Origin of the sequence: Mycobacterium sp. DBP42 (genome assembly GCF_005924235.1) — a bacterium.
Lineage (GTDB): Bacteria > Actinomycetota > Actinomycetes > Mycobacteriales > Mycobacteriaceae > Mycobacterium > Mycobacterium syngnathidarum.
In genome coordinates, this window is record NZ_VCMY01000074.1 from 1 (window position 1) to 13,588 (window position 13,588).

19 protein-coding genes and 2 pseudogenes are annotated in these 13,588 nt (G+C 63.8%); 14 read left to right on the forward strand and 7 right to left on the reverse strand.

The genetic code is table 11. The features are described 5' to 3' along the window. From E0T84_RS31020 to E0T84_RS31030, 3 genes are all read left to right on the forward strand, one after another. Positions 1-562: hypothetical protein (locus E0T84_RS31020; protein ID WP_138746379.1), on the forward strand; the 562-nt coding region annotated here is incomplete at its 5' end. Beyond that, complete coding sequence (locus tag E0T84_RS31025; RefSeq protein WP_138746380.1) at positions 559-1,188, forward strand: hypothetical protein; 630 nt, start codon at positions 559-561, stop codon at positions 1,186-1,188. The genes E0T84_RS31020 and E0T84_RS31025, both read left to right, overlap by 4 nt. Positions 1,189-1,291: 103 nt before the next feature. Further along, positions 1,292-3,715 carry a hypothetical protein gene (locus E0T84_RS31030; RefSeq protein WP_212757745.1) on the forward strand — a complete coding sequence of 808 codons (2,424 nt, stop codon included), beginning with the start codon at positions 1,292-1,294 and terminating at the stop codon, positions 3,713-3,715. A 9-nt stretch (positions 3,716-3,724) separates the two neighbouring features. Here E0T84_RS31030 and E0T84_RS32120 read toward each other — a convergent pair whose 3' ends face one another. From E0T84_RS32120 to E0T84_RS31045, 3 genes are all read right to left on the reverse strand, one after another. Then, entirely contained in the window at positions 3,725-4,138 is a 414-nt protein-coding gene (locus tag E0T84_RS32120; RefSeq protein ID WP_212757746.1) for a hypothetical protein, read from the reverse strand. Continuing rightward, complete coding sequence (locus tag E0T84_RS31040) at positions 4,131-4,358, reverse strand: hypothetical protein (protein ID WP_371726390.1); 228 nt, start codon at positions 4,356-4,358, stop codon at positions 4,131-4,133. Before E0T84_RS31040 ends, E0T84_RS32120 begins: the two co-directional genes overlap by 8 nt. Positions 4,359-4,474: 116 nt before the next feature. Beyond that, positions 4,475-5,206 (reverse strand): hypothetical protein, encoded by a 732-nt coding sequence (locus E0T84_RS31045; RefSeq protein ID WP_138746383.1) that lies wholly within the window; start codon positions 5,204-5,206, stop codon positions 4,475-4,477. Between the two features lie 330 nt (positions 5,207-5,536). On the opposite strand from E0T84_RS31045, the gene E0T84_RS31050 reads away from it, so the two are divergent. The 5 genes and pseudogenes from E0T84_RS31050 (at position 5,537) to E0T84_RS31075 (ending at position 8,540) form a co-directional block, all read left to right on the forward strand. Further along, entirely contained in the window at positions 5,537-5,767 is a 231-nt protein-coding gene (locus tag E0T84_RS31050) for a hypothetical protein (RefSeq protein ID WP_138746384.1), read from the forward strand. 936 nt (positions 5,768-6,703) lie between these two features. Further along, positions 6,704-6,886: a hypothetical protein gene (locus E0T84_RS31060; protein ID WP_138746385.1), complete on the forward strand. Its 183-nt coding sequence runs from the start codon at positions 6,704-6,706 to the stop codon at positions 6,884-6,886. A gap of 42 nt (positions 6,887-6,928) precedes the next feature. Then, the gene (locus E0T84_RS31065) at positions 6,929-7,156 is read left to right on the forward strand and encodes an antitoxin MazE family protein (protein WP_138746386.1); all 228 of its coding nucleotides are present in this window, start codon (positions 6,929-6,931) and stop codon (positions 7,154-7,156) included. After that, positions 7,153-7,487: pseudogene (locus E0T84_RS31070) on the forward strand (type II toxin-antitoxin system PemK/MazF family toxin). The gene E0T84_RS31065 and the pseudogene E0T84_RS31070 overlap by 4 nt, the downstream one beginning before the upstream one ends. A gap of 192 nt (positions 7,488-7,679) precedes the next feature. Continuing rightward, entirely contained in the window at positions 7,680-8,540 is an 861-nt protein-coding gene (locus tag E0T84_RS31075) for an FtsK/SpoIIIE domain-containing protein (protein WP_171055242.1), read from the forward strand. A 53-nt stretch (positions 8,541-8,593) separates the two neighbouring features. On the opposite strand, the gene E0T84_RS31080 is transcribed toward E0T84_RS31075, so the two are convergent. The 3 genes from E0T84_RS31080 to E0T84_RS31090 all read right to left on the reverse strand — a co-directional run bounded on the left by E0T84_RS31080 (position 8,594) and on the right by E0T84_RS31090 (position 10,001). Beyond that, positions 8,594-9,259 (reverse strand): RES family NAD+ phosphorylase, encoded by a 666-nt coding sequence (locus E0T84_RS31080; protein ID WP_138746388.1) that lies wholly within the window; start codon positions 9,257-9,259, stop codon positions 8,594-8,596. Beyond that, entirely contained in the window at positions 9,256-9,648 is a 393-nt protein-coding gene (locus E0T84_RS31085; protein WP_138746389.1) for an XRE family transcriptional regulator, read from the reverse strand. The genes E0T84_RS31080 and E0T84_RS31085 overlap by 4 nt, the downstream gene beginning before the upstream one ends. 173 nt (positions 9,649-9,821) lie before the next feature. Then, on the reverse strand, positions 9,822-10,001 hold the full coding sequence (locus E0T84_RS31090; RefSeq protein WP_138746390.1) for a hypothetical protein: 180 nt from the start codon (positions 9,999-10,001) through the stop codon (positions 9,822-9,824). Positions 10,002-10,111: 110 nt separating this feature from the next. On the opposite strand from E0T84_RS31090, the gene E0T84_RS31095 reads away from it, so the two are divergent. The 6 genes from E0T84_RS31095 (at position 10,112) to E0T84_RS31120 (ending at position 13,195) form a co-directional block, all read left to right on the forward strand. Beyond that, positions 10,112-10,630 carry a hypothetical protein gene (locus tag E0T84_RS31095; protein WP_138746391.1) on the forward strand — a complete coding sequence of 173 codons (519 nt, stop codon included), beginning with the start codon at positions 10,112-10,114 and terminating at the stop codon, positions 10,628-10,630. A 16-nt stretch (positions 10,631-10,646) separates the two neighbouring features. Beyond that, positions 10,647-10,964, forward strand: coding sequence for a hypothetical protein (locus E0T84_RS31100; RefSeq protein WP_138746392.1), 318 nt, complete (start codon positions 10,647-10,649; stop codon positions 10,962-10,964). Positions 10,965-10,994: 30 nt separating this feature from the next. Continuing rightward, positions 10,995-11,234, forward strand: a complete 240-nt coding sequence (locus E0T84_RS31105) for a hypothetical protein (RefSeq protein WP_138746393.1) — start codon at positions 10,995-10,997, stop codon at positions 11,232-11,234. 125 nt (positions 11,235-11,359) lie between these two features. Then, a complete protein-coding gene (locus E0T84_RS31110) occupies positions 11,360-12,085 on the forward strand; it encodes a hypothetical protein (protein ID WP_138746394.1) in 726 nt (241 codons plus the stop codon). 288 nt (positions 12,086-12,373) lie between these two features. Continuing rightward, positions 12,374-12,616, forward strand: coding sequence for a hypothetical protein (locus tag E0T84_RS31115; RefSeq protein ID WP_138746395.1), 243 nt, complete (start codon positions 12,374-12,376; stop codon positions 12,614-12,616). A gap of 174 nt (positions 12,617-12,790) precedes the next feature. After that, a complete protein-coding gene (locus E0T84_RS31120; protein ID WP_138746396.1) occupies positions 12,791-13,195 on the forward strand; it encodes a hypothetical protein in 405 nt (134 codons plus the stop codon). 5 nt (positions 13,196-13,200) lie between these two features. On the opposite strand, the pseudogene E0T84_RS32045 reads toward E0T84_RS31120, so the two are convergent. Next, a pseudogene (locus E0T84_RS32045) lies at positions 13,201-13,588 on the reverse strand (hypothetical protein); the annotation flags it as partial.

Genomic DNA, 13,588 nt, shown 5'->3' on the forward strand with positions numbered 1-13,588 from the left:
GCCCTACCCGCCAGCCGCACCCCCCGCACGCCGCCGACGTCGCTGGCCCGCGATCGCCGCCGCCACCGCAGCCGGCGCACTCATCGCCGCCACCATCACGACGATCACCGCCACCAACAACACCCCCACACCGACCGCCGCACCACCGGCCCCGGCAACCATCACCGTCACCCCCAGCCCACCACCACTGCCCAAGGCACTGCCCGCCAGCCAGGCCGACCCACAAACCTGCCGCACCTGGGAAGCCGCCAGCATGCTCGTCACCGCCGCCGCACTCGCCCAAGGCGTCATCCCACAAGGCACCACCATCACCGACCCCGCAGTCCAGAACAGCCCCGGATGGAAAGCCGGAGCACTCAAAGCCGGCAAGCTCTACAACCAAGCAGCAGAAACCATCAAAATCACCCCAGGAACCTCACAAACGCTGGCCAACACTGCCCAAACCGCAACCAGCGCACTACAAACCGTCAGTATCGCCTACACAACCTTCGACCCCGACGTCCTGAAAGCAATGACCACTTTCCAAGCGACACAGGAAATGATGAATGTGATCTGCCGATGACCACCTCACACGCCCGCCCCACCGCGACCGCGCCACAGGCGCCGCCAAGCCCGCCACCGGCCGCACCACCCACCGGTGCCCGGCGACTCTGGCCGCAGCTGGTAGCAGGCGCGGCGATCGGCGCTGCCCTCGCAACCCTTACCGCACTGGCCATCACCAGCGGCGGGCCGAACGCATCGACGACCACGCCGGCCGCCCCCGCACCGGTGACCGTCACCGCAGCGCCACCGCCTCGACCCGCGCCGCTACCACTCGACCAGGCAAACCGACAGACGTGCCAGGAGGGCTGGCTCAACGCCTCGGTCCACATCAGGAACGCAACTAATGCCCAAGCGGCGATCGGCGCCGACAGCATCCTCGACCCTGCAGTCCGAGCCAATCCGTCGTGGACGGCAGCCGTTCACGACGCCGGCGCGCAGTACCGGCAAGCAGCTGATGTCCTCAAGGCTCAGATTGCACGTGGCACGTCGCCCATCCTGTTGGCGACGTCTAATACCACCGTCCGTGCCTACTACGCGCTAGGCGATGCGTACAGCAACTTTGACGATCTCAACGGCAACGCGCACGCCGTTGCCACTGACACTGCAGAACAGATGTCTGCGCTGTGCACACGGCTTGCGCCGTAGTTGAAGGGGGCTGTGGGAGTTGAGTAGTGGTGGCGATGTTGCGTTTCCGCTGACGGAGCATTCGGTTGAGATTCTGACTGGATCGTGGCCGTCTCAGACGGCGATGGCGTGGTCTGGGGTGGGCTTGGAGTTGAAGTCGGAGGCGTACCGGCTCAAGCACGAGTTGGAGGCTCAGCGCGATATCAGTGATCTCTTGGCGACGCAGTCGGGGGAGTTCATCGCCTCGGCGCTTCGGTTGGCCAAGTCGCGCGAGTATGCGTTGATGAATCGGATCTCGATGTATGAGAAGGCCTCTGAGACTGCGCATTCGGCTTCGCAGGCGATCACTGATGCCAAGACGGACATGGTCAGCATCGTCAACAAGGCCGAGGAGGTGATCAAGACCTCGCGGGAGAACGCCCAGAAGGCCAAGGATTCAGCCCAGGGCACACCCGCGGCGGCTGCGGCGATTCCTGTTATCGAGGCGCAGCTGGAAACTGCGATCGCCGCCGCTGTCGCTGCGGCTAAGGAAGATGCTCAGCTGCGTGACGCGACTGGCGCCAGCATTGTGGGGGGATACTCGGCGGCGATCCAGAATTGGAATGACCCGTTCATCAACGGCCTCCTTGGCGAGGCGACGCCACAGGCCCCGGCCCCGCAGATTCCCGTCCAGCCGGCAGGTATGGGCAATGGTCCGATGTCACCGGCGCCGCTCGATAACAACATGGCCAAGCCCATCGACTACAGCTCAGCGGCGTCGGACATGAAAGATACGGGGAAGAACAAGCAGTCAGCCCTGGAGAATGCAACCGACCAGAAATCCGGCGCTGAGAAGAACGTGCAGCAGGCCGCCCTTCGCACTGAAGCCAAGGATGCCTTGGCGACTCCGAAGGAGCCTGCGAAGCCGTCGATGTCCTCGCCGTCCACGTCGTCTCCGTCTGCCGGTAGCGGTGGCAGTAGTGGTAGTGGCGGTAGCAGTCCGGCGTCGGCGATCGGGTCGATGATGAAGCCAGCGTCGTCGTCGCCGGCGTCGTCTTCTGGGTCTTCGTCGCCGGCGTCATCGTCGGGGATGGGTGGTAGCGGGTCGCCGGCCGGAGCTCATCCAAACTCTTCATTGACCGGTGCTAGTGGGTCTGGGGGTGCGTCTGCGGCGGGTGCGACGGGGTCTGGGGCTGCGGGTGCTGGTGGGCGTGGTCTTGGTGCGATCAGTTCGGGTGCTAGCGCGGCGGAGTCCGCGTTGAGGATGGGCTCTGGTGCGGTGTCGTCGGCGGCGAATGTTGTTGGTACGGGCAGCAACATCGCTTCCCAGGTTGCTCAAGGGGCGGCCAATGCCAGCGCGGGCTCAGCGCCTGCGGCTCCGGCGTCTGCTGGTCCTGCGGGTGTGACCAGTCCTGCCGGCGCGGCGCCTGGTGGCGGTGGGCCGGTGGGGATGATGGCCCCGCCGCCTGCGTCGGCCGCGGGCGGCGGCGGGGTGGTCAATCCTGTCGGGGCCCCGGTGAGCGGTTCCCCGAATGTTGGCTCCAGCGGGGGTGGGGTCGGGCCTGCGGGGTTGACTTCCACGCCGGCGGCGAGCTCGTCGACCGCGACTGGCGGGGCGACGGTCGTGCCGGCGGTGGTCCAAGGATCTCCGATGCGTGCCATGAGCGCCGCCGACGGTGGCGGTGGGGATGCGATGGTGTCTGCCGCTTCTGAAGCCAGCCGGGAGATTCTCGAGTCGGTGATCAGCCAGATTCGCGGCCTGGGCATGCTCAACGCCACATGGTGGTCGGCGGCTGTATCGATATTCCTCGAGCGTGATGGTGGCGCTACGGCCTGGCTGGCCACCAGTGATGGGCCTTCCTATGTGCCGTTGGGGGTGCGGATCCCCAACGAGGTCGATCTGGCGGTGCGAGACCCGTTCATCGGGCGGGACCTGTGGGAGCGGTCGGCGACGGCAGGATGGTCGGATCCGCTGGAGGTCCTCAAGTATCACGCCGAGGCCCGTGTTGATGCCTCACCGGGCGCGCGGCCGTTGGTGATGGCCTCCACTTGGTCGTTGGATCGGGTACAGGATTGGGCGTCGCAGGTGGGGGCGCGTGCGGTCAGTGTCGATGCGCGAACGGTTGAGGCCGGTAGTGCCGGGGGAGTGGGGCAGCATCGGACGGCGGTGGCCAGTCCGTGGGATTGGCAGCAGGCCAACATGATGAGTGTGGATGAGCGGATGGGTTTGGCTCCGCAGCTGGCGGCCAATGCGTCGGTATCGGGGAGTTTGTCGACGCCGGGGTGCCGGTTGGCGATCGACCTCGTGAGCCAGGGCGCGGAGCTCACGGCTAGCGATTGGGCCGATGTCGAGCGGGAGTATCAGCAGGCATCGAGTGCGTTCGACTTGTCCAAGTCGGGGATCTCGTTAACCGGCGGTGATGCGCAGGCTCCGGAGTGGACGTTTCGTACCGCCCGGGCCGCTGAAGCGGTGCTGTGCCTGCGGAACTCCTCAACCGTCGAAGGTTTCGCCGACTTGCTGTATGCGTCGCGGCTGGCCGGCGCACCGTTGGGCGTCGTGCCGGCCTGACCGTGGTGGTCAGTAGCGCAGTTTGCGGTTGAAGTCTTCGGTGGCGGTGTAGGCCCACACCATGCCGGCTATCCAGGTGCAGAATCCGAGCAGGAATCCGAAGCCGACGGTGAGAACGCCGATAGCGATGACGACGAGGTTGATGCAGAAGATCACCAGGGCGCCGGTCACGGTGGAGTACAGCATTCCCAGTGGCCCGAAGAGAAACGCGAGGATCACCGCCAGGGCTGCGCTTTTGGTGGGGGCGGCGGGCCGGTAGAGGTTGACATGGACCGCCGGCGGCTGGGCGTACTGGTACTGCCCGTACTGAGGAACCGGCGGCGAGGTGGGTGAACTCTGCGGATATGGCTGCGGCATGCCCGGATTGGGCAAGGGCGGCGATTGGGGCTGGGGCAGGTGGTGCTGTTCGTACGGCTCAGTCATGGTTCAGTCCCCCTCCACGTCGTGAATCCTCAGCGTAGTTTGCCCGGGAGTCGCGGGCAGAAGTATCGCGCTCAGGATCGAAGTCGATGTCATGGCCGGTGTCAGCAGCCAGCAGTACCGACATGGGAACGTCTTCACCCGACAGTCCCGCGGTGAGGATCGCACGGGCTTCGGCTTCGACGGAGCGATGGTGAAGTGCAGCGGGAAGGTTCCGGATCACGATCTGCTCCATGCACCAATGATTATCAGCAGGTGATTATCAGATTGCGATACCTGTCGCGTCGGTGGCTTGGCTCGCCATCAAACCGGCAGCAGCGGGCGACCCTATCTGCCTTCTTACTTCTTGCGCGGACGTTTCGGGAACGCCCGGACGGTCGAGGTTGCGTGGTCGGGGAGCTGGTCCGGCGCGGGGGCGCTATCGAGTTCGTCGAGGGCTGTGGTGAGCGACTCCCACTGTGCGGTGTCGTCTTGGTACCTGCGCTCCAGTTCCTGCCGCAGGGTTCCGTGTCCGAGCATGCGTGCTTGAGCGAGGTCGTCTGGCGAGGGTGGGAGCGGTCGGCCGGCGAGGGCCCAGATTTGGAATTGCTTGTTCCATTTCCAGGGTGCGGCGAAGAAGTCGACGACGTCCTGCGGTGTGCTGAGCCAGTCTGCCTCTACGAGGACTGCCGCCAGGGTGACGACGTCGTCGTGGCGCGAGTACCAGGGCTCTACGTCGCTGAGTGGCAGTGTCGGCGCGGTGGTGGTCATGGCGGTTTCTTTCTCGTTGAGTTGGGGTGTGGATTGGCCCTTGCGCCAGCCGCGGCCGGGGCGGTTCTGGTGGTGTTGCCACACCAGTTCGGCTGGGTAGGTGTTCTCGCCGGTGCGGCCTGGGCCGCGGCCGATCGGTTTGACGCCCCAGCGGCGCAGGGTGTCGCGTGCGGCTCGGGCGTCTTTGACGCCCAGGACGGTGGCGACTTCGGTGGCTGTGAGTAGGGATCTCATCAGGAATTCGTCGGCGGCCAGGGTGCTGAGGCCGCGTTCGACGAGGGTTGTTCGTGCGGTTGTTCTGTCGAACGGTGCGTGCCCCATACCACCACGATACGGCATCATGCCTTATCGTGGTAAGGTCCCGGGATTACTGCACAGGGCGCCGCATCAGATCATTGGCCGAGTTCCCGGTGTCGGTGCCGAGGATCGCGTTGAGCAGTTGGACCGCCGGGATTCGGCCCACGTGCTTGGGGTTGTCGGTTCGAGCTGGCCGCCGCGGTGGCAGCTGGGTGTCCGACCACGGGCTTACAGTGCGGTCTTGACGCTGCAGATTCGGGCGATCGTGTCTGCGCTGTTGTCGGCTCATGAGTGGGCGGTCCTTCATCCAGCCCGTCCGCTGGCCGAGTAGGAACAAAAACGAAGGAGTCAGCAATGCCAAGCAATGATTGGTCGTCCTCCGATATGGAGGCTGACGGGGAGCGCGGGGGGTTCACTCCTCTGCGCAGGGCACTCTCCGTGATATTTGCCGTGAGCTGGGTGACGGTGGCTGGTCTCATGGTGGCGTTCGGGGTGCCCAGCCCGCTCTATGTGTTCTTCCTGGTGATGTTTGCGATCACTTGGTACGTCGAGTTCAAGCCGCCCCGGCGCGGGCAGCGGTGCTAAGAAATTGCCGCCGCCGGCCGCAGTCCCAGCAAGGTCGGCAGCCGCAGAGGTCTGGATGGCCGACGCCCCGCCAGTCGACCTGGAGGCCATAGCCGCGCATAGGCCATTAGACATTGGAGATAGAGGAGCAATGATTGCGAAAGCGCTTCAACGGGCGGTTCGGCTGAGCTTGGCCGTAGGAGCGTTGGTGGCGTCGATTCTGCTGCTAGCTCGGGTGACTGGGGTACCTCGCTATGCCGACTGGTTAGTCGTCGTCACCCAGATTTTGGTTCTCGTGCCAGCTGCTGTGATCGTCGCGGAGCTCGGAGCTTTCCTGCGACCGCTGTTCATTAAGCGCAGTAGCGACCTCGGCCAGAACCCGGCGGACGTTGGACCGAAACCGTCCGAACTCAGCCGTCCATAATTAGTACCGAAAGCCGGAAGGGGCCGGGGAAATTGACAGAAGAAGACGCTGAGGGTCGGGGCCACGAGTGGTGGATGTCAGCTTCAACGGGTCATCGGGTGATCGCTGTCGCCATCGGAGTCCTCACCTGGGTTGTGGTGGTCGCTATCGGAACCTGCGCGGCGGTGGTGGTGGGGCAGAGCATGCTGCATCCAGGGACTGGGCCCGTATCGATGTCGGGCCCGGCCATGCCCGAGACCATCGTCTGGTACGGGTTCGTCCCAATCTGCATTGTCACCGCCCTCGCCGTTGGTCTTGGTGTTGGCGTTGGCGCAGCCCGGCTGTCGATTTGGCTTTCAGCCTGAAGGCATGTACCGGTCTCTCGAGCGGATGTTTGCAACCGTCCTGGCGGTTTGCGGTATCTACGCAGGTCATGCAGTCGAGCAACGAGCTCTCGCGGCCGCGTGTGCACGTGGTTGTCCGACTGGCGCGACATCATGTGACCGATAGTCAGAACTCGTGTGGAACTGAATAGGCAAGGAAGGTCAAGGAGTATGACGATCGAGAACATCGGTGACGAACCAGGTTTTGTGGTGCCCGACTTCAAGGGAAATATAGCGTTTCGAGAATTTAAGAACGTTCCCAACGTCGATCTTTCTGGAGTCGACGTTGACCAGGTCGACCAGGTGATGGAGATGGTCGAAACCGAGATTGCGCGGCGACGGGCGAGCAGCTGAACATTGCCCACAACCCATAAAGTTACATGTAACATTGTGTGCATGGCCAACCGGGACATCAACAGGCGGGTCGCCGACCACCGAACCCGCCTCCGCGAACAAGGACTACGCCCACTCCAAATCTGGGTGCCAGACACTCGCGCACCAGGATTCGCCGAGGAAGCCCACCGCCAGTCAGCCCTCGTAGCAGCCTCCAGCAACGCGGCCGAGGACCAGGCCTTTGTGGATGCCATCTCCCAGTTCAACGATGAGGACTTCGACGCCGAGTGATTCGCGGAGAACTTTGGACAGCTTCCGGCCGCGACTACGCAGGCAAACCACGGCCAGTGCTCGTCGTCCAAGACGACCGCTTCGACGCCACGGATTCTGTCACAATCTGCCCCCTCACAACCGACAACACTGGCGCACCCCTGTTGCGAATACTCTTGCACCCCAACGTCTCCAACGGGCTCACGGTTCCGAGCCACATCATGGTAGACAAGATCACCACGGTTCCCAGGTCCAAGATCGGCCAACGCATCGGCAAGGTATCGGCAAGGTATCGGCAACCGAGATGCTGCAACTCGAACGCGGACTGCTCGTCTTCCTCGGCATGGCCTGACGACGTGTTTGCACGCTAGCGGTGCGGTCGTTCTGGCCCGGGCGGGGACTGCGGGAGCATCACTGGCCGGCGGGCCAAAGCGCTCACCGTCCGGATGCGGCTTGCCGCTGGCGCTCGTGCCGTGGATTGAGTTCTACTGTTGTCACAAGGGGCCCGGTGTTCCGCTCGGGTCGGCATCGAGGGGGGTACGCCGTGACTCCACGGACGCCAGGGGTTTTTGAGCTGCTTGGGTTAGAGGGGCCGGAGTTTGATCTAGCGGCGCGTTGGGACGCACATGATGGTCGCAGCAGAGATTTGAGGGTTCCGATCGGGTTTGATGCCAGCGGGGCGATCGTCTCACTCGACTTTTCGCGCTGGTCCAGCCTTGATGATCACGTACTGGTGGTCGGGGCTCCGGGTGCTGGTACCACTACGCTGTTGCGGACGCTTTTGCTCTCGTTGTCTATTACCCACCACCCTTCGCATGCTGGCATTTTTGTCGTCGAGGGTAAGGCGGGCGGGCAGGAATACGCCGAGGTTGACTCGGGTGTTCCGCATTGCCGCGGCCATGTCACTTTCGCTGAGGATCGTCGTGAGTGGACAGTGCACCGGCTGACTCAGGCGCTGGCGGGCGAAGTAGATCGGCGGGAGAGATTGCTGCAGTCCGCGGGCGTGGCCAGCATTGAACGGTACCGGGATGTTCTGCGGGCCAATCCTGTTGATAGTCCGTCTCGGGCTGACGTGCCCGAGACGTTCGTTCTGATTGACAATTTCTCATGGCTGCAGGGCGAGGACTTCGATCGTGTGGTGCGTCTGCTCGCTGCTCACGGTCATCGCCTTGGTCTGCGGATGGTGGTCGGCGTCCCGTACAGCCTGTGGGAATCGTTGGAGCCTGCAAACTATTTCAGTAATTTCACGGCCAGGGTTGCGCTGGGCCTGCCCCGGCGGCAGGCGGCGGCCGTGCTCGGCGCCGATGTTCCCGATGACCTTGGTTCGCCCGGGGATGCCTATGTTAGGTGGCTTGGCGCGCAGCCGATCCGTGTCGCGATTGCGACAGCGGACACGCCTGTTTAAAAGCTATCGTGCCCCCGGCGAAGGTCGGTTGTCAGCTTTCGCGCTAGCTCGCATCAGGCTGGTTGAGCGGGTTCTCGCCTGAGTTCCCACTGGTCTGTCACGGTGATCAACGCCGCTGGCGCCGGGTCGGTCAGGGCGACGATGGCGCCGGCTGCGACTGGTGCGCCGCGGTGCTCGAACAGCGCAATGCAGACTCGACCGTCGAGGCGTGAGGGGAACCGGATGCCGGCTGCACCTCGCTCGAAGAGGTCCCCGGCGATTGTTTGGGTGACGATGCGGCGTTTGGCGGTGATCTGGTGCAGATCGAGGTGGTCCATGTCGTGGGCGATCAGCAGTTGTTGGTGGCGTTTTTCCAGGCCTTGGCGGACCCCCGGATCGAACAGGTCGACCAGGTCGCCATCCAATTGCAGGGTGGCTGGGGCGAGCACGTTCTGGCGTCGCCATGTCGCTGTTACCGGTTGGGCTGGAATGTCGTCGGCGGCTTCAGGTCCGTAACGTTCGATGTGGCGTTGCTTGGCTTCAAGGTTGGGCCTGAAGTCTGCCAGGACCTCTCGCAGGCATGTCTCCTGGATCTCGGCGAAGTACATCGTGCGGAACCGGCTCAACTCTGGAGTGTCGTCGAATCGGTGATTGAAGGCGTACATGTCCAGTGGTGTGAACGCTAGTGGCGCAGCGTGATACCCGACGCGCCACAGCGGGCCGACGGTGGTTTCACTCACCCTTGGAAGCTAGCGACCTGCCGAGCGGCCTGGACGGTCATCGTGAAATCCGCGCTCTGCGTTGCCGCGCCCAGGACCTCGATCGGGGCCTGATCGTCGAGACGGGTGTTGGTCCCGAACAGCCATGCCTTGGCGGTGGTCGCATCGTAGGCGTCGACGAGCATCCGCACGACTTTGTAGCCTGCGCGCAGGCGCCGATCCGTTGTCGCGTGCGGGCGGGCCTCGTCACGCGCGTAGCGGCCGATCTGCTTGGCGTCGGACAGGCCTGCGATCGCCGCGGCGACCCGCTGCCCCACTGTGTCCTGTAGATATTGTGCGATCTCGCTGATCGAAAAGTGCGTCGACTCGAAGTCAAGACGCTCAGCCGCAGAAGCAGTGAGAACAGCCATTGCGCACCTCCACTGATAGCGATCGGTGATTCCACCAGCGATACTACCGCAAACACCACCGGAAACTACACCTCTTCAGCACCCCTCGACTCACCCTGGGGCACCGCCGAGTCGCATGGCGCGAGTCGTACCAAGGTGTGTTCGATTCGGGTGGCTGAGGCGTACACGGCTCGCTACCGCTGAGTGTGGCGACGACGTTGGGCGGCCTCGCGGTATTCGCGGAGATCTGCGCGAAACTCGTGGACGAGGAAGGTCAGCATCCGGACCAGTACGGCAATCGCGCCGATCATTGCCAGCAGCCAGATCGCGGCCATGATGACGTCGGTGTCGGACAGCTCGGCGAGGCGGCTCATGGGGGCGACGGTACTTGACCGGGGGCTGCATGCCCCGCCGGTGTGCACATGGTTGTCCGGCCCGTGCGCCATCATGTGCCCATGGCCAAGACTCGCGTGGAGGTGATCAGGTGAATGCGTTGGACCCGCTGGTGGATCGGCGGCTTCGTTGCGTGGAGTTCTACGACGATCGGATGATTGGGGCCTATCTGGATGCGTTGCATGCTCATCCGGAGGTCGTGCAGCGGTTGCGCGGGATCACTCATCCGGATGTGCCGGCTGGTAATGATGACGAGGCCGTGCACCGGTGTATCGAGGTAGAGCGGTTGGCTTGTGACAGGGCGGTTCGGCATGTCCTGCGCAGGAGTGTGGCGGGTGTGAGCCGGCGTTGGCTGGTGCTGATGGCGTTGTTGGGGGTCTTCTGGTTGGCCGCTGGTGTGGGGGTTCGGTTTGGTCTTGCGTCGACGGTCGTCTCCGAGGTGGTGGGCAATGGGCTGTTGGCGGGTGGGGTGTTGACGGTGCTGGTGGCGGTCGTTGCTCACCTGCGAACGGTGATGTCGTTGCCGGGCAAGGAGATTGCGGCGGTGAATCTGGCCTATGCCGGGCGGGTGATCGACGGCCAGGATGCGCGGTTGGGATCCGGGTCGTAGGACGGACGATGTAGTGGTGAGTGCTGAGATGACGCTGTGGTACGTGCGCGTCGACGATGAGGTCCGCAACGCGGGCGAGCGTCGACTGCTCACGCGCGATGAGTTCATCCGTGCCTACCGCGCGCAGCAGAAGATGTTCAGCACGGTGGCCTGTGTCGCGGATCGACTGGAGTGGTGTGAGGCAGCGGGCACCATCGCGGTGATGCTGCGGCCGGATCAGATGGGCAATGTCGAGCTCGTTGATGCTGCGTTGCGTGAGGTTGGGTTCAAGCGTGATCCGCTGGCCCCTTCGGGTATCGGGAACAACGGAAGTGGGTCGGACTGTGAGGGATAGTCCGACCTCAACGAACGAAAGGTGAACGCTATGTGGGACCTCGACGGGAAAGATAAGAGCAGGCCGCTCAGCGAGATGATCGATATGCACGCGTACCAGCAGAGATTGCAGAGCAGTCAGCGGCAGGCAGAGCGCACCCGCCGCCGCTCCGAGCACCGAGGTCTCATCCTCTCCCTAGTCAGCCTGATGGCCTACTTGAGCTACGTGATCTACGTGTTGGCTCCGGACGGCTTCTGGACGAACCTCACCACCGTCATCAACGGCCTTTGAACTGAGGCAGCGAGACGATGAGCAGCAGCAGCGCTGGTAGCCGAATGCGTCTCAGCACAACGAATCGCAGCGGTAACGAGCGTCAGCAGTGTCACGCTGACGGGTAGCAGGTACGGTCTGGACATATGGCTGCCCGTGCTCGTCTTGTTTTTGCGCCGGAGGTTCGCAAGGTCATGCCTGAGCAGGTGATGGCCGAAGCTCGTGCGACTGTGGGTGTTTACAAGTGTGTCGGCTGCGGCGAGCAGGGGGATGCTCGTGTTGAACTGACCAGTGTTGTCGTGGCGATACCGCCGAATTTTCCGCCGGTGGTGCAGTTTGCTCACCACAGGTGCGTGCTGTCGCATGTGTCTGACAGTGCCGCTGTTGATCCGAGTCAGCTTGACGGTGATGACGTGACGACTCTCAAGGTGGTCTTCGGGCCAGGCCGCGATGGTCATCGCGTGGAGGCGATGATGCTTGTCGATCTGCCCCGCAACGTGTTCGCTGTTACAGACACCGGTGAGCAGACCGGTCTTGATACCGGGTTGTGGCTGGGTGACGGGTTCGATCTGGCAACGGCTCTCGATCAACCGTTCCCCGAGGTTGCCGGGTACACGGTTCACTTAAATCCGGACGGCTCCGGCTATATCGACCAGCTACCTGGCCGGCCCGGGCCGTTCCTGGAGTACTTCAGCAGCGACGATCCGGGCGGGATGTGGATCGCCACCGCACGGTCGACTGGTTGGCTGACGGTCATCACAGGGGATCTTGGGATTTCGGCGGTCGGCGATGGCGATGTCGAGACGGTGGTGAAGCGAGCTTTCAAGTCCGGCAACGTGGTCGGTGGCCGGATCCGCATCGTTGCGCACTAAAGCGCTGGCAACGGCGCCGCGCGAGGCGGGCGCGGTCAGGTTACGTTGGCGCGCCAGAATTCATTCGCGGCCGAGTGGGCGCGGCGGTGAGGATCCGGTGCCCGCCCAGGCCCTAGAAGCCGAAGCGATCAACAGAATCTGTCGTAGCGGTAGCTGGCGCGGCACGCTAAATTTTTCCTGGTGAGGCGTAGCGAGCGGCGCAGTATGCGGCAGTCTGCTGAACGGGCTTTGGCTGCGACGACGTCGTCGACGGGGCCGGTGGATCATTCGGCGTGGATTCTAGATGGGTTGTGGCCACCTGACTTGCAGCCGGTCACCGCTGAGACGGCGGTGGTTGCTGAGCAACTCGATCAAGGCTTGCGGGGGATTGTCGGCGGCGCCAATGAGCGGATGTGGGAACTCAAGCGCGCCAATCCTGGTGGTGGCGGGTTCGGGGTGGAGGAGTTGCGCGTTCTGAATGTGGCGCGGGCCCGGGCAGTGTTGCTGGTGGAGCAGGTGGTGAGGCAGTTGCGGCGGGAGCCGCCGCTATGACCGTATGCACGGTGCATAACAGCGGGGTAACGGTGCACTCTTGCTCGGTTGAAAAATGTGGCGCACCAACAGGTTGGTGTTATCGCTGGGCGGCGAGTGCTTGCAGGATGCGGCGGTGGAGGTCGCTGGCGTCTTTGATCTGTGCGATGAGGATATTGCAGGGAATGGTGTTTAGTGAGCATCGCCAGATTCGGGGCGACAGTCAGCCGGCTGTTCGGCAGGCGAAGGCGAAGCGGTCAGGTGGTGGCTGTGGCCGGCGAGTCGCTGCTCGCGTCGAAAATCAATCTGCTTTTCGACGTGATGCACAAGGGTGGGGAGCCGGCGCTGTCGACGGATGCCGCGGCCGCGGCGATCAGTGTTCGCAGCGGTGTGTCGGTCAGCGCCGTGGATCTGGCGCGAGTGCGCTCAGGAGACAAGATCAATGCGACTGCGGACGAGTTGCGGGCGATAGCTTCGTTTTTCGGTGTCGCCGAGCGCTATCTTCTCACGGCCGGGCCTGTTCCTGAGATCGATGCGTCGCTCAACCGGCTTCGCGCGTTGCGTGATGCGGGGGTTCGGTGGTCAGGGGGCGAAGCCTGACGGGGTCAGGTGTTGGCAGTGGTGGATGCCTGGGTGGGTGTGTCGAGCAGGCTGTGCAGCAGTGCGGTGGCTGCGGCGACTCGTGCAGGTGTTTTTGCCGAGGCGGTGGCGGTGGCGGTGGTATCGGCGAGGGTTGCCGTGCAGGTGAATGTCAGTGCGTGGGCGGGCCCGGTGATGTCGTAGTGGTAGTCGAGGGCGCCGAGGTCGTGGGTGGCGGCGAAGTTGGCCAGCCAGGCCACTGGGTTGGCGAAAGCATTGGCGCGTTTGGTGGCTGTGAGGGTGCTGATCTGGTGGTGGATGTGCGGGGGGAACGCACCGTGTGATGGCGCTGGCTGGTGCTGGGTCTGGTCGGGGGTGGGCCAGGTGGGTTGGTGGGTGGCGGGGCTGGATTCG